General features: G+C 70.6%; 18 protein-coding genes and 2 pseudogenes. 8 read left to right on the forward strand and 12 right to left on the reverse strand.

The genetic code is table 11. The features are described 5' to 3' along the window. Positions 1 to 137 precede the first annotated feature (137 nt). From J7E94_RS32745 to J7E94_RS32760, 4 genes are read left to right on the forward strand one after another with little or no spacing between them, the layout of a single operon-like run. Positions 138 to 1034 (forward strand): metal-dependent hydrolase, encoded by an 897-nt coding sequence (locus tag J7E94_RS32745; protein WP_215020466.1) that lies wholly within the window; start codon positions 138 to 140, stop codon positions 1032 to 1034. After that, entirely contained in the window at positions 1031 to 2074 is a 1044-nt protein-coding gene (locus J7E94_RS32750) for a PDR/VanB family oxidoreductase (protein WP_215020467.1), read from the forward strand. The genes J7E94_RS32745 and J7E94_RS32750 overlap by 4 nt, the downstream gene beginning before the upstream one ends. A 23-nt stretch (positions 2075 to 2097) precedes the next feature. Beyond that, a complete protein-coding gene (locus J7E94_RS32755; protein WP_215020468.1) occupies positions 2098 to 2826 on the forward strand; it encodes a TetR/AcrR family transcriptional regulator in 729 nt (242 codons plus the stop codon). Between the two features lie 43 nt (positions 2827 to 2869). Further along, positions 2870 to 3406, forward strand: a complete 537-nt coding sequence (locus J7E94_RS32760; RefSeq protein ID WP_215020469.1) for a GNAT family N-acetyltransferase — start codon at positions 2870 to 2872, stop codon at positions 3404 to 3406. On the opposite strand, the gene pulA is transcribed toward J7E94_RS32760, so the two are convergent. Both pulA and J7E94_RS32770 read right to left on the reverse strand, forming a co-directional pair. Beyond that, positions 3393 to 8666 (reverse strand): pullulanase-type alpha-1,6-glucosidase, encoded by a 5274-nt coding sequence (pulA, locus tag J7E94_RS32765; protein ID WP_215020487.1) that lies wholly within the window; start codon positions 8664 to 8666, stop codon positions 3393 to 3395. The two genes, J7E94_RS32760 and pulA, sit on opposite strands and share 14 nt — an antisense overlap. Before the next feature lie 175 nt (positions 8667 to 8841). Beyond that, the gene (locus J7E94_RS32770; protein WP_215020470.1) at positions 8842 to 10554 is read right to left on the reverse strand and encodes a carbohydrate-binding module family 20 domain-containing protein; all 1713 of its coding nucleotides are present in this window, start codon (positions 10552 to 10554) and stop codon (positions 8842 to 8844) included. Between the two features lie 152 nt (positions 10555 to 10706). Here J7E94_RS32770 and J7E94_RS32775 point away from each other — a divergent pair, with 152 nt between their 5' ends. Next, on the forward strand, positions 10707 to 11264 hold the full coding sequence (locus tag J7E94_RS32775; RefSeq protein ID WP_215020471.1) for a hypothetical protein: 558 nt from the start codon (positions 10707 to 10709) through the stop codon (positions 11262 to 11264). Positions 11265 to 11475: 211 nt separating this feature from the next. Next, positions 11476 to 11982, forward strand: a complete 507-nt coding sequence (locus tag J7E94_RS32780) for a DinB family protein (RefSeq protein ID WP_215020472.1) — start codon at positions 11476 to 11478, stop codon at positions 11980 to 11982. Here J7E94_RS32780 and J7E94_RS32785 read toward each other — a convergent pair. The 5 genes and pseudogenes from J7E94_RS32785 to J7E94_RS32795 form a co-directional block, all read right to left on the reverse strand. Further along, a pseudogene (locus tag J7E94_RS32785) lies at positions 11983 to 12431 on the reverse strand (NUDIX hydrolase). It lies immediately after the preceding gene. 192 nt (positions 12432 to 12623) lie between these two features. Next, positions 12624 to 13475, reverse strand: coding sequence for a methyltransferase domain-containing protein (locus J7E94_RS32790; RefSeq protein WP_308345619.1), 852 nt, complete (start codon positions 13473 to 13475; stop codon positions 12624 to 12626). Beyond that, positions 13379 to 13747 carry a hypothetical protein gene (locus tag J7E94_RS35185; protein ID WP_251057588.1) on the reverse strand — a complete coding sequence of 123 codons (369 nt, stop codon included), beginning with the start codon at positions 13745 to 13747 and terminating at the stop codon, positions 13379 to 13381. Before J7E94_RS35185 ends, J7E94_RS32790 begins: the two co-directional genes overlap by 97 nt. Positions 13748 to 13757: 10 nt before the next feature. Then, positions 13758 to 13889 carry a hypothetical protein gene (locus J7E94_RS35555; RefSeq protein WP_285440850.1) on the reverse strand — a complete coding sequence of 44 codons (132 nt, stop codon included), beginning with the start codon at positions 13887 to 13889 and terminating at the stop codon, positions 13758 to 13760. Between the two features lie 29 nt (positions 13890 to 13918). Next, positions 13919 to 14128, reverse strand: a complete 210-nt coding sequence (locus J7E94_RS32795; RefSeq protein WP_215020473.1) for a hypothetical protein — start codon at positions 14126 to 14128, stop codon at positions 13919 to 13921. A gap of 234 nt (positions 14129 to 14362) precedes the next feature. Here J7E94_RS32795 and J7E94_RS32800 point away from each other — a divergent pair, with 234 nt between their 5' ends. Together J7E94_RS32800 and J7E94_RS32805 are read left to right on the forward strand one after the other, a co-directional pair. Beyond that, positions 14363 to 15124: a helix-turn-helix domain-containing protein gene (locus tag J7E94_RS32800; RefSeq protein WP_215020474.1), complete on the forward strand. Its 762-nt coding sequence runs from the start codon at positions 14363 to 14365 to the stop codon at positions 15122 to 15124. Next, positions 15111 to 15578, forward strand: a complete 468-nt coding sequence (locus tag J7E94_RS32805; protein WP_215020475.1) for an NUDIX hydrolase — start codon at positions 15111 to 15113, stop codon at positions 15576 to 15578. Before J7E94_RS32800 ends, J7E94_RS32805 begins: the two co-directional genes overlap by 14 nt. Positions 15579 to 15644: 66 nt before the next feature. On the opposite strand, the pseudogene J7E94_RS35190 reads toward J7E94_RS32805, so the two are convergent. The 5 genes and pseudogenes from J7E94_RS35190 to J7E94_RS32825 form a co-directional block, all read right to left on the reverse strand. Continuing rightward, a pseudogene (locus J7E94_RS35190) lies at positions 15645 to 15756 on the reverse strand (NUDIX hydrolase); the annotation flags it as partial. Between the two features lie 666 nt (positions 15757 to 16422). Next, a complete protein-coding gene (locus J7E94_RS32810) occupies positions 16423 to 17451 on the reverse strand; it encodes a LacI family DNA-binding transcriptional regulator (RefSeq protein WP_374224530.1) in 1029 nt (342 codons plus the stop codon). After that, on the reverse strand, positions 17439 to 19055 hold the full coding sequence (locus J7E94_RS32815; protein ID WP_215020477.1) for a glycoside hydrolase family 13 protein: 1617 nt from the start codon (positions 19053 to 19055) through the stop codon (positions 17439 to 17441). The genes J7E94_RS32810 and J7E94_RS32815 overlap by 13 nt, the downstream gene beginning before the upstream one ends. 52 nt (positions 19056 to 19107) lie before the next feature. Further along, positions 19108 to 19947 (reverse strand): sugar ABC transporter permease, encoded by an 840-nt coding sequence (locus J7E94_RS32820; protein WP_215020478.1) that lies wholly within the window; start codon positions 19945 to 19947, stop codon positions 19108 to 19110. Between the two features lie 2 nt (positions 19948 to 19949). Beyond that, positions 19950 to 20972 carry a carbohydrate ABC transporter permease gene (locus tag J7E94_RS32825; protein WP_215020479.1) on the reverse strand — a complete coding sequence of 341 codons (1023 nt, stop codon included), beginning with the start codon at positions 20970 to 20972 and terminating at the stop codon, positions 19950 to 19952. Between the last annotated feature and the right edge of the window lie 4 nt (positions 20973 to 20976).

Here is a 20976-nt window from a genome sequence, read left to right on the forward strand (position 1 = left end):
CGGCCACAGCACTAGCCGGCCGCCTGGGCCTCCGGCAGCGTCACCGGCCGGAGGCACTGGTGTGCCGGCACCGGCACCGACAGATTGGGGCGTGCAGAGGGGTTTTCCTCTCTCCTACCCATCAGTACATTGACGCCATGTCTAATACGCCGCTCGCGCCCGCCCCCGTGGCGTCGGAACACATGGACCTGAAGCCCCGGAATGTGTCCTTCGGCTGGGAGGACACCCCACTCCACTGGCTGCCGAACGACCCCTTCACCGGGCACATGATCAACGTGCTGCACCTGCTGCTCCCCGCGGGCGAGCGCTGGTTCGTGCACGTCTACAAGCAGGTGCTCCCGTACATCAAGGACGAGCAACTACGGACGGACGTCGTCGGGTTCATCGGCCAGGAGGCCATGCACGCCGCCGCGCACGACGACGTGCTCCCCCACCTGAAGCGGCTGGGGCTGGACCCGACCCCCTACACCGCGCAGGTCGACTGGCTCTTCGAGAAGCTGCTCGGCGACCGGACCCTGCCCCCGGGCCGGGCGCGCCACTGGTGGCTGATGGAGCGGGTCGCGATGATCGCGGCGATCGAGCACTACACGGCGTTCCTGGGCGACTGGGTCCTGAACGCGGACGAGCTGGACCGGCGGGGCGCCGACCCCACCATGCTCGATCTGCTGCGCTGGCACGGCGCGGAGGAGGTCGAGCACCGCTCCGTGGCCTTCGACCTCTTCATGCACGTCGACGGCAACTACCGCCGCCGCGCGCGGACCTGGGCCACCGGCTTCTCGGCGCTGGTCTTCCTGTGGCAGCGCGGGGTCCGCTTCTTCATGGAGAACGACCCGACGCTCGCCGACGGCAAGGCCTCCTTCGGACAGTTCTTCCGGGCCGGGCAGCAGGGCGTGCTCCCCACCACGGGCGCCATGCTGAAGTCCATACCGAAGTACCTCTCCCGTACGTACCACCCTTCGCAATCGGGCTCGACGGCCCAGGCGGTGGCCTACCTGGCCGCATCACCCGGCGCGAACGGCGGTGCCGCGGCATGAGGCGCGCCCTCGCGGTCACGGCGGTGGCGGGCGCGGCCTGGGCGGCCAAGCGGTCGCTGGGCCGCCGCATCGGGAAGTCCCCGCTCTGGCCCCTGCCCGCACTGGACACACCGGTCTCCGGCTACTCCCCGCGCCGCCCGCTGCGCGCACTGATCGTCTCCCGTACGGAGCCGGCCGAGGGGGTGCTGCGGCTGGTCCTGGAATCGCCCGAGCTCCCCGCGTGGGCTCCGGGCGCGCACGTGGACATCACCCTCCCCTCGGGCCTCGTGCGCCAGTACTCGCTGTGCGGCGATCCGGCGGACGGGGGTGCGTACACGATCGCGATCCGCCTGATCGAGGACGGCCGCGGCGGCTCCCGCGAGGCGCACGCCCAGCTGGTCGAGGGCGCCGAGCTGGAACTGCGCCCGCCGCGCAACCGCTTCGAGCTGGTCCCCGCGCCCTCGTACGTGTTCGTCGCGGGCGGCATCGGCATCACCCCGATCCTGCCGATGCTGCGGGCGGCCACGGCGGCCGGCGCCGACTGGACCCTCCTCTACGGGGGCCGCTCGCGCGCCTCGATGCCCTTCCTGGCCGAACTGGCGCAGTACGGAGAGCGGGTCTCCGTCCTGCCGGAGGACGAGGTGGGCCGGCCCGGCCTGGCCCCGCTCGCCGGGATCCGGCCCGGCACGCTGGTCTACTGCTGCGGCCCGGAGCCCCTGATGGGGGCCGTCACGGCCGCGGTCCCGGATCCGGCGCAGGTCCGCCTGGAGCGTTTCGCCCCGTCGGCGCCCGGTCCCTCGCGGCCCTTCACGGTGGAACTGCGCCGCTCGGGGCGCACCGTGGAGGTCGGCGCGGCGGAAACCACCCTGGCCGCGGTGCGTCGGGAGCTGCCCGACACCCCGTACTCCTGTGAGCAGGGTTTCTGCGGCACCTGCCAACACCGGGTGCTGTCGGGCGAGGTCGACCACCGCGACGAGCTGCTCACCGACCAGGAGCGCGGGGACTCGATGCTGCTGTGCGTCTCGCGCGCGAAGGGGGACCGCCTCGCCCTGGACCTCTGATCGGTCCCCAGTAGGGTGTCCGCATGACAACCGGGGTGCGGCGCAGGATGGGTGTCGAGGAGCGGCGGCAGCAGCTGATCGGGGTTGCCCTGGAGCTGTTCAGCCACCGGTCGCCCGACGATGTCTCCATCGACGAGATAGCGGCGGCCGCGGGGATATCGCGGCCGCTCGTCTACCACTACTTTCCGGGCAAGCTGAGCCTGTACGAGGCGGCGCTGCGGCGGGCCGCCGATGAGCTGGCGCTGCGGTTCGTGGAGCCCCAGGAGGGGCCGCTCGGCGCCCGGCTGCTGCGGGTGATGGGGCGGTTCTTCTTGTTCGTCGACGAACACGGGCCGGGTTTCTCGGCGTTGATGCGGGGCGGGCCGGCGGCCGGGAGCAGCCGGACCAACGCGATGATCGACGAGGTGCGGCAAGCGGCGTACGAGCAGATCCTCGCGCACCTGGGCATCGCGGTCGAGGATCCGCCGGCCCGGCTGGAACTGGTGGTGCGCTCCTGGGTGTCGCTCGCCGAGTCCACGGCGCTGATCTGGCTCGACGGGCGCCGGATTCCGCGGGGCGAGCTGGAGTTGCAGCTGGTGCACGACTTCGCGGCGCTGGCCGCGGTGAGCGCCGCGTACGACGCCGAGATGGCCGGGATCCTCACGCGGATCCTGTCCGACGAGCCGGCGGACGGGCCCTTCGGGGAGCTGGTGGCCCGGCTCGGAGCCCTGATGGGGGCCGGGGTCGCGGGAGGGGTGCCCCGCCCGCGTTGATCTTGCGTGTGGCGGCCCCTCCCCCTTCACCGATAATGCCCGCGTGATCATTGACGACGGGATCTTGTTCCGGCCGGCTGTGGAGAAGGACGCCGGCACTCTGGTGCAGCTGTACGACGAGGCTGCCCGCTGGATGCGGAAGCAGGGGATCGAGCAGTGGAAGCCGGGCGACAAGGACGCCGCGCACTTCCTGGCGAAGATGCGCGACGGCGAGGTGTGGCTCGCCGGTGACGCCGACGGGCGGGTGGTCGGGGCGTACGAGCTGTGGTGGTCCGACGAGGAGGCCTGGGGCGTCCAGCCGCCGGTGGCCGGGTACGTACACCGGCTGATGGTGGCGCGCGGGGCCGCCCCCGCCGGCGCCGGGCGCCGCATGCTCGAACATGCCGAGCGGCGGATCGCCAGGACGGGGCGGGAGCGGGCCCGGCTGGACTGTGTCTCCACCAATCCCCGGCTGCTCGCGTACTACCAGGGCGCGGGCTACCGGGTGGCCGGGGAGTTCCCCCACAAGGAGGGGAAGGACGGCAGGGTCTACGGGGTGATCCTGCTGGAGAAGCGGCTGGACCGGCTCACCGTCGTGTGAAGACGGCGACGGTGCGGGCGGGGGTCGTGAACTCTCCTGTCTGCGCGTCGTACGCGGACTGCTTGACCGTGGCGTCGGAGCCCGCGGCCTGGACCGGGTGGAGGGCGTAGGCGCTGCCCGCGAGGGCGGGGAGGCGCTGGGGCTGGGCGGTGGGGGTGGCGTTGAAGACCACCACCAGGTCGCCCAGGGTCATGGTGATCACGCCCGGGGTCTCGTCCTTGCCGGAGAGGGGGAAGGCCAGCTGCTGCTGGACCGCCTCCGCGGTGGTGAGGGCGAAGGACCGTTCCGTCGTACGGATCCTCAGCAGGTCGCGGTAGGCGGCCGAGGCCCCGGTGATCTCCGCGCAGCCGGGAGCGGCGCCCGTCAGCAGGGGCTTCGCGTAGAGCCACTTCGAGGCGTTGTCCGCGGCCGGGGGCAGGCCGCGGCCGAAGCCGTTGCCGTCACGGCAGTCCCAGTGGATGGCGTTGAACCAGTCGCCGCTGTCGTAGGAGTTGCGGTCCAGGGACTTGGAGCGGAGCAGGTCGGTGCCCGCCTGGGAGAGGGCCGGGCCCTGGGAGAGGGCGGCCGTCGCCATGGCCAGGACCTGCATGCGGGCCCGGTCGGCGGCGGAGGTGCTTGGCGGGAGCTTGTAGGTGAGGGCGTCGGCGAGGGTCTCGTTGTCGTGGGCGTCCGCGTAGGCGAGGGCGTCGCCGGGGGCGGCCGCGTAGCCGGCGGGGGCGCCGTTGTAGTCGAGCTCGGAGCCCTTGATGCGGCGGCCGGTGGTGTCGGTGAAGGCGTACGGGGCGAGGTTCCCGGACAGGCCGACCTTGATCAGGTCCTGGGCGTGCAGCAGGCGGGCCTTCTGCTCGGCCGGGGTGCCGTTGGCCGGTGAGCCGTTCGGTGCGGTGAACAGGCCCGAGGCGAAGCCCTGGACGCGCGGGTCCTCGTCGAAGGGGCCGCCGCCGCGGACGGCGTCGCGGGCCCGGTCGGAGAAGGTGGCGATGCCGGTGCCGGCCATGTTCTGCTGGGTGGCCTGGACGAAGCGGGCATCGTTCGCGATCTCGCCGAAGTTCCAGCCCTCCCCGTAGAGGACGATCTTCTTCCCGTCGACCCCGTCCTTCGCCGGGGTGAGCTCGTCGAGGGCCTTGCGGACGGCCAGGATGTTGGCCTTCGGGTGGTGGCCCATCAGGTCGAAGCGGAAGCCGTCGACCTTGTACTCCTTCGCCCAGGTGACGATCGAGTCCACGACCAGCCGGCCCATCATCGCGTTCTCGGGGGCGGTGTTGGAGCAGCAGGTGGAGGTCGCGACGCTGCCGTCGGCCAGCAGGCGCTGGTAGTAGCCGGGGACGATGCGGTCCAGGATGGACTTGTCCGACTGCCCGGCGGCGACGGTGTGGTTGTAGACCACGTCCATCACGGTGCGCAGCCCTGCGCCGCCCAGGGACTGGACCATCCTGCGGAACTCGACCGTACGGGCCGTGCCGTTGGGGTCGCTCGCGTACGAGCCCTCGGGGACGGTGTAGTGCAGCGGGTCGTATCCCCAGTTGTAGGAGTCCTTCGCGGCCGCGGCGGCCACGCACGCCTGCTGCTCCTGCGAGTCCGGCGCGTAGACCGTGAGGTCGCAGGCGGGCTCGGTGCGGTCCGCCGCCTTCTCCGGGATGGTGCCGATGTCGAAGGCCGGCAGGAGGTGGACGTAGGAGGTCCCGGCGACGGCCAGGTCGCGCAGGTGGCGCATGCCCGCCGAGCCGGTGTCCGTGAAGGCGAGGTACTGGCCGGGGTGCCGGGAGGTCCGGTCCGCGACGGAGAAGTCGCGGATGTGCAGTTCCTGGATCTGCGCCGAGGTGAAGGGGACGGGCGCGGGCTTGCGCAGGTCCTTCCAGCCGGGCGGGGCGAGCTTCGGGTCGGCGAGGTCCACGGCCAGGCTGTGGGTGGAGTCCGCGGTCAGGGCCGTGGAGTAGGGGTCGGTGACGAGGTTGCGGACCACCTGGCCGGTGCTCGGCGCCCAGACGGTCACGGCGTAGCGGTACGGCTTTCCGGCCCAGCCGCGCTCGCCGCGCACCGACCAGACGCCGGTGGTGTCGTCGCGGCGCATGGCGTGGGTGCGGCCGTCGAGTTCGAGGGAGACCTCCTGGGCGGTCGGCGCCCAGACGGAGAGGGTGGGGCGGCCGTCCTTGAAGACCGGGCCCAGGGGCGCGGTGGTGGCGTACAGGTCGTCGAGTACGCCGGCGAGCTGGACGCCGGTGGCGGCGAGGACGGCGCCGTTGGCGGCCCGGGCGCTCGCGACGAGCTGGCCGCGCAGGGCCTCGCGGACCTGGTCGCGGTCGCGCGGGTCGACGGTGAAGGCGGTGTACGCCGCCAGGTGCGGGAACTTCTGCTTCTGGGCGGCGGTGAGCTCGGACCGGTTCAGCCGCAGCCACCGGGCCCGGCCGGTCAGGGTGCCGTTCTCGGCCTTGACGGCGCCTTCGCGGGAGGCGAGGAGCTGCACGGAGGCGGCGGCCGCGGGGGCGTTCCAGGCGAGGGTGTCGCGGTCGATCCAGACGGCCTGGGCCTTGGTGGGGTCCAGGGCGGCCGCCGATCCTGCGGGCTGCGGCAGGAGGTACTGCTCCTTGCCGCCGAGCATCCAGACCTCGTGGCCGGTGGCCTTCAGGTCCAGGGACCGGTCGGTGGGGAGGTCCTTCTCGTCGCCCTTGTGGAGGATGTAGCTGAGGGTGGTGGCCCCGGCCGCGAGCGGGACCTCGTAGACCGCGCCGTAGGGGTCGGTGCGGGCGGGGAGCAGCGGCTTGGACCATTCGGTGGGGCTCGCGGCCCCGGTCCAGACGTGCAGGCCCCAGCCGTCGTAGGCGCCGTCGGCGCGCTGGTAGTGCAGGACGGCCTTGCCGGTGTCCTGCGGCGGGTAGGCGGGCCGGTCGGTGCGGGCGGGTTCCTTGCCCTGCTCCAGCCAGATCTCGCCGGTCTTCGTCACGTCGATGGTGCGGTCGGCGGCGACGTCCTTGTTGCCGTCCTTGTCGATGACGAGGTAGCCGACGGAGGAGGCGCCGGGCTTCAGGCGGACGTAGGCGAAGGCGCCGTACGCGTCGCGGCCGGTGAAGTCGTGCCCGGCGGGCTGTGCCTTCGACGGAGCTGCCTCCCCGTCGGCAAGGTCCCCCCAGGCGTACAGGCGCCAGTTCGTGTAGTCCCCGTCGGGGCGGTTGTAGTGGACGACGGCGTAGTCGCGCTGGGTGGCCGTGGGGACCTCGGCGGGCGGGACCTGGCCGGAGGTGGACTCGGCGAGGGCGCTCGCGCTGCGGCCGGTGGAGTCGACGACGACGGCCTTGTAGCGCAGGGGCGTGCCGGCGGGGGCCGTGATGTGCTGGGTGACCTTGTACGGGGCGTGGTCGGCGGAGCCGAGGACCTGCCACTTCTCGTTGCCGGTCTGGGCGGCGAACACGACGCGGTTCAGCCCGCCCCCGGTCACCTCGGCGCTGAGTTCGACGGTTCCGGTGGCGCCCGGGGCCGGTGCCTTGAGGGTCAGGGCGGGCTTGGCGGCGGGGGCCGCGAGCGGGGCGGTGCCCTGGAGGACGACCGAGCCGAAGGCGGGGACGACGACGGTGAGCTTGCCGGCCGCGGAGGCGCGGATCAGCGCGGTGCCTCCGTAGAGGGTGCGGTACTGGGCGCCTGCCGGGGCGTCGATCTCCACGGTCCTGGACTCGGCTCCGTTGTTGGCGGCGACCAGGTACTCGGTGCGGCTGCGGGCGTCCGTACGGGCGAAGGCGTAGACCGAGCCGTCGGCGAGGCGCTCGCTCTGCACCCCGTCACGCAGGGCGGGGTGCTCCTTGACCAGCTTCGAGAGAGCACTGATCTGCTGGTAGAGCGGGTGCCCCGGATCGTAAGCATCGCTCGCGTGGGTGCGCACCGTTCCGAGCTGGTCGTCATCCAGGTAGTCGGCGGCCTGGGAGGCGAACAGCGGCTGGCGGGCGTCCTTGTCGCCGCCCGCGCCCGTGAAGCCCTGCTCGTCACCGGAGTAGACCACCGGGTTGCCCCGGGAGAAGAACATCAGCTCGTTGGCGAGCCGGTAGCGCTCCAGCAGCTCCTGCTCCCCGGCACCCGGCCGGTCCTGCTTCAGGAAGGTGCCGAAGCGGCCCATGTCGTGGTTGCCGAGGAAGGTCACCTGCTCGTAGGCGTTGGCCTTGTCGGTGGTGTACCGGTAGTCGTCACCGAAGACCGAGGCCAGCCGCCCGGCCCCCGCGCCCTGGGAGGCGTAGGAGCGGATCGCGTCCTGGAGCGGGAAGTCGAGGGTGGCGTCGAGCCGCCCGCGCGTCACGTACGGGGAGGTGACCGCGGTGTCGGCGGAGTAGACCTCGCCGAACATGAAGAAGTCGTCCCGGCCGCGCTTCGCCGCGTACGTGTCGAGGGCGGTCGCCCACTGCGTCCAGAACTCGGTGTTGACGTGCTTGACGGTGTCGATACGGAACCCGTCGATGTCGAAGTCCTCGACCCACTTCTCGTAGATCTTCTCCATCCCGTCGACGACCTCGGGACGCTCGGTCCACAGGTCGTCGAGGCCGAAGAAGTCGCCCTGCTCGGAGGACTCGCCGGCGAAGGTGGAGTCGCCGCGGTTGTGGTACATCGCGGGGTCGTTGAGCCACGCCGGCGACTTCAGGTTCTTCTTCGCGCCAGGCACGAAGGGGGTGCGCGGGAAGGACCCGGTATCGACCTTCGGGAACTTCCCCTTCCCGCCCGCGTAGTCCTTGTCGTCAAAAGGCACCCCGTCCTTGGTCAGATACGGGAACGCCCCCTTCGACAGGTACGAGTAGGACGCCTCCCGGTAGTCGACGACATCGGCGGTGTGGTTGGTGATGACGTCGAAGAAGACCTTCATCCCCTTTCCGTGCGCCTTCTCGATCAGCCGCTCCAGATCGGCGTTGGTGCCGAAGTGCGGGTCGACCTGCGTGAAGTCGGTGATCCAGTAGCCGTGGTAGCCGGCGGAGACGTCGTTCCCCTTCCCCTGCACCGGCTGGTTCCTGAAGATCGGCGCCATCCAGATGGCCGTCGTCCCCAGGCCCTTGATGTAGTCGAGCCGGTCGGTGAGCCCCTTGAGGTCGCCGCCCTGGTAGAAGCCCTTGTCCGTCGGGTCCAGGCCGGTCTCCAGCCGGGTGCCGGTCAGGCCGCCCCGGTCGTTGCGCGGGTCGCCGTTCGCGAACCGGTCCGGGAGGACGAAGTAGAACTGGTCCCGGGTCAGGTCGTGACGGGCCGGCTCGGCGGCGAGTCTGGCGTCCGAGGGCGGGGCGGGCGGCCTGGCCATGGAGGCCGCGGCGGGGAGGGCGGGCAGGAACGTCACGGCCAGGGCGGCGGCGAGTACTCCTGCGGCAGGGCGTCTCAAGGCGTGTCTCCTTGTGTACGTGTCGCATGAACAAGGGCCGCCCGGCGGTGGCGGGGAGAAGGTGGTGCCGGGCGGCCCTGGCAGGTGGGGCGAGGGCTCAGCTGCGCCAGGTGTCGGTCAGCGTGATCGTGCCGCTCGCGGGGACGGTGGCCGTGCGGTTCGCGCCGCTCTCCCAGGTGACGTTGCCGGAGGCGTCCTTGCGGAGGTACTTGTACGCGAAGGAGGTGCCGGCCGGGAGCGTGACGTCGAGCTTCCAGACGGGGTAGGCGGCCGGGTCGAGCTTGAGTGCGGCGGCCGTGTTCCAGTTGCCGAGAGCGGGCTGGTCCCCGGTGACGTAGATGTTCTGGCCGAGGGCCGTGGTGGCGTTCACGGCGAAGGAGGCTCCGGTGGACGCGGCCGGTGTGCCAGAACAGGTACGGGCGTTCACGTGGAGGGCGACGGCCGATCCGGCCCCGAGCGTGGCGGTGAACTGGCCACCGGAGTTCACGGTGACCGTACGGCCGCTCTGGACGTCGCAGTAGTCGCCGGCCGCGAGGGAGGTCTGGAAGGTCCTGGTCAGGGCCGACCCCTCGTGGTTGATGGCCACGTACGCCTTGGCTCCGCGCCCGAAGGCGATCTGGTCTGCGCCGTTGTCCCACCAGTCGGTGACGACCTGCCCGCGGGCGGCGTTGCGGAAGCCGACCATGGAGGAGATCTCGCGCCAGGCGTGCTGGCACTTCCACCCATCGGCATAACAGGCGCTCACCGAGCCCCCGTTCGGCGGCCCGGCGTCCTTGTCGGTCCACTCGTATCCGGAGTGCACATCAGGGGACCCGTACGGCCAGGCCAGCATGAACACACTCGCAAGCGTGTAATCAGACCCGTTCTTGTAATTAAGGGTGTCGCCACCCCGCTCGGTGTCGTGGTTGTCGACGAAGACAGCGGACTGCCCGCTCGCCATGTACCCCCACGCCTCGCCGAAGTTCTTCAGGTAGGCGAGGTTCTCGCTCTGGAAGACGCGCTTCAGGTCCCGCGCGTACCGGAACTCCTGCACGTCTCCGTTACCGAGGTACTCGCTCGGCGACACGGCCTCACCGGCGCCGAAGATGGCCTCCTGCTTCCAGTAGACCCCCGGATTGGTCAGCCGGGACTTGATGTCGGCGAGGTCGGCGGCGGGCATGTGCTTGGCGGCGTCGATCCGGAAGCCGTCGACGCCGAGCGACAGCAGGTCGTTGAGGTACCCGGCGATGCGCCCCCGGACGTAGTCCTCACCGGTGTCCAGGTCCGCCAGCTGCACGAGCTCGCAGTTCTGGACGTTCGCCTTGTCCTGGTAGTTCGAAATGGTCGCCCGGCAGTCGTCCATGTCGGCCCCGGAGTAGAGACCCGGGTACCCGTACTTCGTGTACGAACTCCCCCCCGTCCCCACCCCGTCCCCGGCAGCCATGTGATTGATGACGGAGTCGGCCACGACCTTCACCCCAGCGCCGTGGCACGTGTCGACCATGCCCTTGAAGGCGGCCCGGTCCCCGAGCCGCCCGGCGATCTTGTAGCTCACGGGCTGGTACGAGGTCCACCACTGGGAACCCTGGATGTGCTCCTGTGGCGGTGAGACCTGAACAAACCCATACCCGGCAGGCCCGAGCGAATCGGTACAGGCCTTGGCAACGGAGTCGAACCGCCACTCGAACATCACGGCGGTGACGTCCGTGCCCCCCGGCGGGGCGGCCTGCGCCTGCGGCACCTGGACGGTGAGCGTCGCGGCGGCGATGGCGGCGACGGCGGCGAACGCCAGCAGGGATCTGCCGGACGGCGACGGTGCGGTGGGGGACATCTGGGGCCTCCTGGCGGGAGAGGTGGGGATTGGTGGCGACGGTAGGGGGCGCCCCAGGGTGTTGCAAGAGTTTGCGCAAGAGATTGCAGAATTGTTTCCGGCCGCCCGGCCAGGCTTTTGACCAGTGATCCACTCCAGTGAGACGGTGCCTCGTGACTTCAAACCAGACAGGCTGGCTCATCGGCGCCATATTCGGACTCGCGTTCATCCAGGTGAACGCCGGCGCCCTCCCCCAAGCCGTCGGCATTCCCCTGCGCGTGCTCGCGATCGCCGCCTTCATCCGCCTGTTCATCGCCCTGCGCCGGGCCCGCACCGCCACCGCCACCGCCGGCGAGGGCCGGGCACCCCGGACCTTCGGCCGGGGCTACCTCCTCGTGGTGGCCGCCGAGGTGGTGGCCGGTCTGGCCGGCCTCGTCCTCATCAACCGCGTGCTGCACACTCCGGACGCCACCGTCGGCTGGATCGCCCTGGTCGTCGGCCTGCACTTCTTCGGCCTCGCGGCCGTCTGGCACATGCCGTCCCTGCGATGGCTCGCCGCGGCGATGTCCACCTGCGGCGCCGCCGGCCTGGCCCTGGCCGCCTCCGGCTCCCCCACCGCCGTCATCGCCACAGTCGCGGGCATCACGCCGGGCGCTCTACTCCTCGGCGCGGTCTGGCGGAACGTGTCCGCCGCGAAGGCACCCCAGCCCGCCCAGGTCCACGCCGCCTAGGAACTCCCTGCGCTGGACGAGGACATCCGCAAGCGGCCAGCCGACGGGGCCTGTCCGGCGGATCATGCCCGGGCCAAGGGACCTGGCACGCCGTCTCCCCGCACGGCTGCGCTCGCGCGGGCACCGCCTCCAACGACCCTCACGCCCGAGGCGGGGGCCCTCGTCCGCAAACACTTCGACATCGCTCGCGTGATCGGGAATGCTTCGCGCGATGACCAGAATCGACGACACGCCTCCCGCGTGGGACGAGCGCACTCAGCTCACCACGTTCCTCGACTACACACGTGACACCGCCCGCGCCAAGTGCCGGGGCGTGTCCGCGGAGAACGCGCGCAAGGCGCTCCTGCCCGGCTCACCGCTGATGACCATGAGCGGAGTGATCAACCACCTCCGCTGGGTCGAGTACTACTGGTTCCAGGTGGTCTTCCTCGGCGAGGAAGACCAGGGCCCCTGGACCGAAGAGGACCCCGACCGCGAGATGCGCATCGCCGTCGACTTCCCACTTGCGCAGTTGCTCGACGAATACACCGAACAGAGCGCCCGCTACCGCGAACTGGTCGCCGGGAGCGGCCTGAACAACCAGGCCGCGCGAACCGACCGCAACGGCCTCCACGTCGACCTGCGCTGGATCCTCCTTCACCTCACCGAGGAGACAGCCCGCCACAACGGCCACCTGGACATCCTGCGCGAGATGCTCGACGGAACGACCGGCGACTAGCTAGAGCAGCCGAAGCCCGTCGTGGCTTCGCACGTGGGGCCCACCGGCGTCGAGGGCATCCAGCAACCGGATCGCGTAGACCTCGGACATCCGCTCGGCCACCTCTTCGAGCGTGAGCCACTGAACTGCAGTGGTTTCGTCGGAGACGCGTTCCACGCCACCCGACACCTCGCAACGGAACACCAGGGGGCCACCACTCCCGCCGCGATGTTCTTGTACACGCCGGTGAGCCGATCCACCTCGACGTGGATCCCGGTTTCCTCCAGGACCTCCCGCCGCACGCCCTCCTCCGGGACCTCCGCCAGCTCCAGCACTCCGCCCGGTAGCTCCCACGCCCCGTTGTCCGCCCGACGGATCGCCAACAGCCGGCCGTCGTCACGCACCACCACACCAGCTACCGATACGGAGTGGCGCGGGGTTGACCGGACCGCCGGGGCGCTGTCGCTCATGTACGTGAGCCTAGAAGGAACGCGAAGACCTACGGCATCCGCCCCAAACGGCCACCGGACGCCAAACCGGCCGAAGCGCGTAGCGATCTGACGCGCCCATCCTCCCGCCCGGCTCACCTCGTCGGCATTTAACGCAGGTTGTCCGCCCGGCGCACTGGAGAACCGTGCCCATGAGCAGCGGAACACGCCTGGTCAGCTCAGGTCGGGCACGGCATGGTCCGGGGTGTCGAGCCAGGGCACGTGGCTGCCGTCAGGGTGCACGGTCAGGCCGAAGCGTTCGGGGCCTGGGCGGCCCGTGGTGCGCCACCAGCCGTAGGCGGCCTCGACCGACTTCCATAGACGCCGGGGCCCGTGCTCCCACACGGTGAACCGGTCCGATTTCTGCCCGCCCCAGTCCACGGCTGCCCAGGAAGAGGCGTCGGTGGTGGCCAGCCACAGGCGCGAGGCGACGCCCTTCACGTCGGGGTTGTCGTGCCAGGTGCGCCAGACGTTGCCGAGCTGGAGGCCGACCGCGAACTGTGCGGCCCAGTCGTCGCCCGTGACAGCCCACGGAGACAGCCGGGTACCAGACTCGACTGGCACGTGATCGTCCCGTACTACGTCACGGAAGATCCGCAGGTCCGTGCGCTGGCCTCGCATCAGCATGAACGCCGCGTGCGGAGAGAAGAAGCCAGAGGCGTCCCCATAGCGGTCCAAGGTGAGGCGCAGCAGCCCGTAGCAGAACCACGGCGACTCCCACGGGGCGAGGATAACCCCGCCGGGCTTGGTCTGACGGATCCATGCCGGGGGAACCGACCGCACCGAACACGTGGCGATCACCCGGTCATACGGACCGCCGGATTCGTGACCCAAGGCGCCGTCACCGCAGATCACTTGCGGTTGCAGCCCCACGCTCTTCAGGCGGACCGTCGCTTGCGCGGACAGCGTCGAGTCCACCTCGATCGTGGTCACGCGGTCCGATCCCAGGCGGTGCGCGAGCAGGCCCGCGTTCCACCCTGTGCCCGTGCCGACATCGAGGGCGCCGAGGCCGAACAGGAGGCCCAGCGCTCCTCGATCTCCGTCTCCTGGCCGTCGTTGACCTGCGTGACCACGGCTGTATCCGCGTAGGCGTGACCCAGCCAGGTTTCCGGCGCCGTATCGCGGGAGCACTCCGCCAAGTCGTCTCCCACCCACACGGTCTCGGGCAGGAACGCGTGCCGGGGCACGCCCCAGAAGGCGCGCTCCCAGCCCGGGGCCATGGGCGCCCCGAGGCTTTCGTTCACCGAGCCGAGCAGGCCGCGCATGGCGGCCCGCTCGTGCGAACCGACAGTTGTCATCCCCGAACGCCTACTTCCCCTTGTGCTTCGGCTCCGACTTCGGCTTCTCGGTGTCCGAGGACGGCTTGGCCGTACCCGGGTCCTTCTTCCCTGAGTGCTTCCCGTCGCCCCCGCTGCCGCCCTTGCCCGTTCCCCATGCCATGGCAGTCCCCTTCCACTCGTAGTGATCGCTCACAGGCCCGGCCGCAGCGACCGGGCCAGCACCGTCCGCTGCCCGACACACCGCGCGCACGCACACGGCGGGAAGCGCTCAGGGGAGGACAGGACCACCACCGCGTCACCCTCACGCACCGCGGACTCCTGCCCCCATGTCTGGCCCGAATCCCTCGACACCCGCACCGTCATCAGTACGCGCGGCTCGTCGCCGCCCAGGCCTCGCATCACAACGGCTCCTCGGATGAACCACCGAGCGCCGACGTCGCACTGCACATGACTGGTCTCCCTCTCAGAACGGTGGGAATGATTCCCCGGCCAGCGGAGCCCCATTGGCGCCTTGAGGCCGGCATGTTCAGATGCTGTGTCCCTCGTCAGAGCGTTGCCACCCCGTTTGCAGGACGTTTGGGACGCTTCGCCGCTACGGTTCGGTCCGTCCCTTACGTCCCCGGGAGGCGAACTGTGAATCACGGTCTGCGCCGTGCGATGGCCAATGCCAAGATGACTGAAACGCAACTCGCAGAGGCATGTGGGGTTGACGCCAAAACGGTTGGCCGATGGATCACCGAGCCGAACCGGATCCCCCACGCCCGGCACCGATGGGCGGCCTGCGAGGCATTAGGCGAGGAGGAGACAGCCTTGTGGCCCAACGCCATCCGGTCGGCACTCACAACAGGACCGGACAAGGAGATAGTCCAAGTCTTCCCCTACCGATCGGCCGCGCCATCAAGCCTGTGGCGCTCCCTCGTGACGAAGGCCCAGCGGGATCTCGTCTTCGCCGGGTACACCAACTGCTTCCTGTGGCTGGAGCAGGCGAACTTGGCCGGTGCCCTGCGCCGCAAGGCCGAGAGCGGCTGTCGGGTCCGGTTCTTGATCGGGGATCCGGACAGTCCGGTCACCGCAGCCCGAGAAGCCGAGGAAGCCGTACCGCTCACGCTCTCCACCCGCATCTCGGTGACCTTGAACGAGTTGGAGAAGCTCCGCGACGTGAGCAACATCGAAGGGCGCTTCGAGACCGGCCACGTCAACCTGTCAGTCTTCCGCTTCGATGACGAAATGATCGTCACCCCGATTCTGGCCCGCCGGGTTGGGCACGATTCACCGATGATGCACCTACGGCGCCGCCAGACAGACGGCTTGTTCGACCGCTTCGCGGCGCACGTCGAAGAGCTGTGGAGCCGAGGACGCGACATCCAGGAGGTCGAACACGATGCCCAGGCGTGATTACGAGGACGATCCCAACGCCCCCAAGGCGAACAGCCTGGTGCCGGCCGCGTCGGCCGTTGTCGTGGATGACGACGGCCGAGTGCTGTTGCAGCGCCGCACAGATAACGGCATGTGGGCCCTGCCCGGCGGCAAGATGGAGCTGGGCGAGTCCCTCGCAGATTGTGCGATCCGGGAGACCTTCGAGGAAACCGGCATGACGGTTGAGATCACCGGCATCGTCGGGACGTACACCCATCCCGGCCACGTCTTCTCCTACGACGACGGCGAAGTCCGGCAGGAGTTCTCCATCTGCCTCCTTGCCCGCCCCACAGGCGGCACCCTCCGCACCTCGGACGAGTCGTTCGAGGTGGCATGGTTCACCCCGGACGCAATCGACGACCTCCCCATGGTCCCCAGCATCCGCAAGCGGGTGGACGACTGGCGAACCGGACAAGCTCCCGCCGTGCGGTGACGGCACGGGCGGGGCTACGGCCACCGAAGCACGTAGCGATCGGGGCCTTGATCGGGGAGGAAACCCTTACCGCACCTTGAGCAGCTGACGCCCGTCATGGCTTCGCACGTGGGGCCCACCCGCGTCGAGGGCATCCAGCAGTCGGATCGCCGTAGACCTCGGACATCCGCGAGGAAAGCCAAGGACCATGAGATCAGCCCCAGACGACCGCCGGACGCCGAACCGGCCGAAGCGCGTGGCGATCTGACGCGCTCCCAGCCACAGACGGCGGTGGACGCCAAGCAAGGCGAAGCGCGTAGCGATCTGGCGCGCCCGTCCTCCGGCCCGGCTCACCTCGTCGGCATTTAACGCGGGTTGGGCTGCCCTTCCGCCCGAAGGGCGTGCTTTCCGACCGGGCGGGCCTCCGGCCGGCCGGTCATGGCCGGTCCTCGTATATCCCTCCCCCCCTGGCCATTCCCCCGGGGGCTTCCCGGCAGTCTGTTGTCTTTCCGGGGCGGGTCGGGCTGTCAAGGTGGCCGCAGGCCATCGCGAAGCGACGCGACGAAGGAGCGCCCTTGACGGACCGGCCCGACACGGAAGGACAGTGGACCGCCGGGAAGCCCCCGGGCGCTCTCCCGACCCCGCCCGGCCACAACCGCCCGGCAGCCGCCGGGCCGGCGGCCTCCCGCCCGGCCGTCGCAGCCGCCGGGGTGGAGGGTGGGCAGCCACCGGCTGGGCCCGGTCCTGCTCGGGGGGTGGAAGCGGGCCCGCGCGACTCAGGCCCGACACCAGCAAGCAGACAGACGACAGCCCCTCCCCCGGCTCAGGCCCGACACCAGCAGGCAGACAGACGGGCGGCGTCCCCTCAGCCCCCCGGCCCCGGCCCCGTAGACCCCCGTACCACCAGCTCCGGCTGGAAGACGTACTCCGTGCGCTGGACAGGGGTGCCGCCCACCGCCTCCAGCAGTGCGCCGACCGCCGCCGTCGCCATCGCGCGCACCGGCTGGCGGACCGTCGTCAGCGGCGGGTCCGTGAAGGCGATCAGCGGTGAGTCGTCGAAGCCGACCACCGACACGTCCTCCGGCACCCGCAGCCCCCGCTCCCGGGCGGCCCTGATGACGCCGAGCGCCATCGGGTCGCTCCCGCACACCACCCCCGTGCAGCCCCGGTCCAGCAGGGCTCCGCCCGCCGCGTGGCCGCCCTCGACCGTGAACAGCGTGCGCTGGATCAGGCCTTCGGCGTCGGCACCCGGCAGCGCGGCCAGGAACCCCTGCTCCTTGCGGGCCGACGGGACATAGCGGGTCGGGCCGATCGCCAGGCCGATCCGCCGGTGCCCCAGCTCCTCCAGGTGCCGTACCGCCATGTCCGCCGCCGCCCGGTCGTCCGGGGAGATGAAGGGAGCGTTCACCCGGTCGTTGAAGCCGTTGATCAGAACAAAGGGAACCCCCCGCGCCGCCAGCCGCTGGTAGCGCGCCGGGTCCGCCGCCGCGTCGGCGTGCAGGCCGGACAGGAAGACGATCCCCGTGACGCCGCGCTCCTCCAGCTGCTCCACCAGCTCGTCCTCGGTGGCGCCCCCCGGGGTCTGCGTGCACAGCACCGGCGTGTACCCGTGCCCGGCCAGCGCCTGCTCTATGACCTGCGCGAACGCCGGGAAGATCGGGTTGGTGAGCTCCGGGATCAGCAGCCCGACCAGGCCGTTGCTGCGCCGCTTGAGCCGCACCGGCCGCTCGTAGCCCAGCAGGTCGAGCGCGGCCAGCACCTTGTGCCGGGTGCCGACCGCCACGCCCGACTTGCCGTTGAGCACGCGGCTGACGGTCGCCTCGCTGACCTGGGCCTGCGCGGCGATGTCCGTCAGCCTCAGCGGGGAGCCCGAGGGGGAGGTCACCCCTTCCACCACACCGCCGTGTCGGCCGGCAGGACGTCCGGCTCCGCGAGGTCCCCGCTGGCCAGCAGTACGGTGCCCGGCGCGGGCAGCCGTACCGGCGCGCCGGTGGTGTTCACCGTGCACACGAACTCCCCCCGCCGGAAGGCCAGCACCCCCTCCGGGGCGGGCAGCCACTCCACGGCGTCGCCCGCGCCCAGCTCGGCCCGCTCGCGGCGGATCCGCAGCGCGGAGCGGTACAGCTCCAGCGTCGAAGCCGGATCCCCCGTCTGCGCCGCCACGCTCAGGCCCGCCCACTCGGCCGGCTGCGGCAGCCAGCTGCCACCGCTCCCGAAGCCGTACGGGGCCTGGTCGCCGGACCACGGGATCGGCACGCGGCAGCCGTCGCGCAGCCCGTCCTGGCCGTTCGCCTTGAAGAAGGAGGGGTCCTGGCGCACCTCGTCCGGCAGGTCCACGACCTCCGGCAGCCCCAGCTCCTCACCCTGGTAGACGTACGCCGAGCCGGGCAGGGCCAGCATCAGCAGAGCCGCGGCCCGGGCGCGGGCCAGCCCCTGCGCCCCGCCCCCGTACCGCGTCACGTGCCGTACGACGTCGTGGTTGGACAGCACCCACGTGGTCGGCGCGCCCACCGGCCGCATCGCGTCGAGCGACTCGTCGATGGTGGCGCGCAGCGCGTCCGCGTCCCAGCCGGTGTTCAGGTAGTGGAAGTTGAAGGCCTGGTGGAGCTCGTCGGGGCGCAGGTAGAGCGCGGTGCGGTCGGCGCTCGGCGTCCAGGCCTCGGCGACGCCGATCCGGTCGCCCGCGTACTCGTCCAGCACGGTCCGCCAGGAGCGGTATATCTCGTGGACCCCGTCCTGGTCGAAGAAGGGGAGCACCTGGTTGCCGAGGAGCTTGAGCTGCTCGTCGCGGCCGAGGTCGGGCAGGCCCGGGGCCTTGACCAGGCCGTGGGCGACGTCGATGCGGAAGCCGTCGGCGCCGAGGTCGAGCCAGAAGCGCAGGATGGAGCGGAACTCGTCCTGGACGGCGGGGTGTTCCCAGTTGAAGTCGGGCTGCTCGGGGGCGAAGAGGTGCAGGTACCACTCGCCGTCGGGCACGCGGGTCCAGGCGGGTCCGCCGAAGATCGACTCCCAGTCGTTCGGGGGCTCGGAGCCGTCGGCGCCCCGCCCCGGGCGGAAGTGGAACCGTTCGCGCAGCGGGGTACCGGGGCCTTCGCGGAGCGCCTGCTTGAACCATTCGTGCTGGTCGGAGCAGTGGTTGGGGACCAGGTCCACGATGATCCGCAGGCCCAGCTCGTGCGCTTCGCGGATCACGGCGTCGGCGTCGTGCAGGCTGCCGAACATCGGGTCGATGGCCCGGTAGTCGGCGACGTCGTAGCCCGCGTCGGCCTGCGGCGAGGCGTAGAAGGGGCTGAGCCAGACGGCGTCGACGCCCAGCTCCTTGAGGTACGGCAGGCGGCTGCGGATGCCTTCGAGGTCCCCCATGCCGTCCCCGTTGGAGTCGGCGAAACTGCGCGGATAGACCTGGTAGATCACCGCTTCTCTCCACCAACCGGGCTGGGTGCCGGTGGACGTGGGAAGTCCACCTCCGGAAGTCACTGTGGCGAGGTGCTGGGTCATGTCGTCCTTGGAGAGATCGGGCCGGGGGTGAGAGGGGGCAGGCAAGGGGTGGTCAGCCCTTGGTGGCGCCTGCCGTCATTCCGGCGACGAGGTGACGCTGGGCGAATACGAAGAAGATCGCCGCAGGGATCGCGATGAGGACCGAGGCGGCGCTCATCGCACCCCAGTTGGAGGTGTACTGCGTGACGAAGGTCTGGAGTCCGCCGGCCAGCGTGAGGTTCTCCTCGCCGACCATGAAGGCGGAGGCGTACGCGACTTCGCCCCAGGCGGTGATGAAGGCGTAGAAGCCGGTGACGGCGAGGCCCGGCTTGGCGAGCGGCAGGATGAGCCGCCAGAAGGTGCCGAAGGGGTTGAGGCCGTCGACGCGGCCGGACTCGTCGATCTCCACCGGGATGGTGTCGAAGAAGCCCTTCATCATCCAGGCGCAGAACGGCACGGCGATGGTGAGGTAGGTGATGATCAGGCCGACCGGCTGGTTGAGCAGGCCGAGATCGCCCATCAGGTTGTAGAGCGGGACGATGAGGATGGCCATCGGGAACATCTGCGTGATGAGCAGGGTCCACATCAGCGGCTTCATTCCGGGGAACTTGAAGCGGCTGACGGCATATCCAGTGGTGGCGGCGATGAACACGCCGAGGACGGTGGTGACGCCGGCGACGAGGACCGAGTTGCCGAACCAGCTGAGGAAGTGGCTCGACTCCAGCAGGTACCGGTAGTTGCCGAGGGTCGGTTCCTTGACGAAGTCGGTGGTGATCGCGTGCTGCGCGGGCTTGAGCGAGGTCAGCAGGATCCACAGCACCGGGAAGACGGCGATGACGGACGCGACGAGCAGCGTGAGGTGCAGGCCGACGGAGGCGAGCGGGGCGCGGGCGCCCCGAGTACGGGTGGTCATGGTCACCACACCTCTCCCTGCTTGCGCAGCGAGCGCCGGTAGACCAGCGCGAAGATCATGAGCAGCAGGAGGATCAGCACGCCCCAGGTGGCGGAGGCGGCGAAGTCGCGCGGGCTCGTGATGAACGCCTCGCGGAAGGCCTGGGTCACCAGGATCTCGGTGGAGTCGCCCGGTCCGCCGCGGGTGAGCAGGAAGATCACCGGGAACATGTTGAAGGTCCAGATGGTGGAGAGCAGGATCACCGTCATGCTCACCGCGCGCAGGCCGGGCAGGGTGATGTGCCGGAACCGCTGCCAGGCGGAGGCCCCGTCCATCTCGGCGGCCTCGTAGAGCTCGCCGGGGATCGACTGCAGTCCGCCGAGCAGGGCGACCATCATGAAGGGGACGCCGAGCCAGACGTTGACGGCGATGACCGAGAACTTGGCCCAGGTCGGGTCGTCGAGCCACGGGACGGCCGCGATGCCGCCGCCGTCGAGGAGCTTGTTGAGGATGCCGTTGTCGCGGTTGAAGAGGAACCGCCACGCGAAGACGGAGACGAAGCCGGGCACGGCCCAGGGCAGGATGAGCGCCATCCGGTAGGCGGCGCGGCCCCGGAACTCCCGGTTCAGCATGTTGGCCAGCACCAGGCCGAGCGTGAACGTGACGGACACGCACCCGACGGTCCACAGCACGGTCCACACCAGCCGCTGGAGGAACACCGGGTCGCCCAGCACGGCGACGTAGTTGTCGAGTCCGACGAACTCGTACGTGGCCTCGATGTGGCGGGCGCCGATGGTACGGGAGACGTTGCGCTCGTTGGCGTCGGTCAGCGACAGGTAGACGCCCTTGACGAGCGGCCAGCCGATGATCACGCCGAGGACGAGCACCACCGGGGCGACCATGGCCCAGGCGTACCAGTGGGTGGCGAGGGCGCGCCTCAGTCCGCCTTTGTGCCCGCTGTCAGTCCTGCGGCTCCGGCCGCGGGCCACGACGGTGTCGTCGTCGCCCGCGGCCTTCACCACCGACTGGCTGGTGTGAGCAGCCATTCTT

Origin of the sequence: Streptomyces sp. ISL-94 (assembly GCF_018614075.1) — a bacterium.
Taxonomy (GTDB): Bacteria; Actinomycetota; Actinomycetes; order Streptomycetales; family Streptomycetaceae; genus Streptomyces.

Excerpts from the sequence above, each read along its gene's own strand:
- J7E94_RS32755 (WP_215020468.1), top strand. The coding sequence starts at position 2,098 with ATGACAACCGGGGTGCGGCGCAGGATGGGTGTCGAGGAGCGGCGGCAG.
- J7E94_RS32745 (WP_215020466.1), top strand. The coding sequence starts at position 138 with ATGTCTAATACGCCGCTCGCGCCCGCCCCCGTGGCGTCGGAACACATG.
- J7E94_RS32780 (WP_215020472.1), top strand. The coding sequence starts at position 11,476 with ATGACCAGAATCGACGACACGCCTCCCGCGTGGGACGAGCGCACTCAG.
- pulA (WP_215020487.1), bottom strand. The coding sequence starts at position 8,666 with ATGGCCAGGCCGCCCGCCCCGCCCTCGGACGCCAGACTCGCCGCCGAG.
- J7E94_RS32795 (WP_215020473.1), bottom strand. The coding sequence starts at position 14,128 with ATGCGAGGCCTGGGCGGCGACGAGCCGCGCGTACTGATGACGGTGCGG.
- J7E94_RS32820 (WP_215020478.1), bottom strand. The coding sequence starts at position 19,947 with ATGACCACCCGTACTCGGGGCGCCCGCGCCCCGCTCGCCTCCGTCGGC.
- J7E94_RS35555 (WP_285440850.1), bottom strand. The coding sequence starts at position 13,889 with ATGGCATGGGGAACGGGCAAGGGCGGCAGCGGGGGCGACGGGAAGCAC.
- J7E94_RS32750 (WP_215020467.1), top strand. The coding sequence starts at position 1,031 with ATGAGGCGCGCCCTCGCGGTCACGGCGGTGGCGGGCGCGGCCTGGGCG.
- J7E94_RS32815 (WP_215020477.1), bottom strand. The coding sequence starts at position 19,055 with ATGACCCAGCACCTCGCCACAGTGACTTCCGGAGGTGGACTTCCCACG.
- J7E94_RS35185 (WP_251057588.1), bottom strand. The coding sequence starts at position 13,747 with ATGACAACTGTCGGTTCGCACGAGCGGGCCGCCATGCGCGGCCTGCTC.
- J7E94_RS32770 (WP_215020470.1), bottom strand. The coding sequence starts at position 10,554 with ATGTCCCCCACCGCACCGTCGCCGTCCGGCAGATCCCTGCTGGCGTTC.
- J7E94_RS32805 (WP_215020475.1), top strand. The coding sequence starts at position 15,111 with ATGCCCAGGCGTGATTACGAGGACGATCCCAACGCCCCCAAGGCGAAC.
- J7E94_RS32825 (WP_215020479.1), bottom strand. The coding sequence starts at position 20,972 with ATGGCTGCTCACACCAGCCAGTCGGTGGTGAAGGCCGCGGGCGACGAC.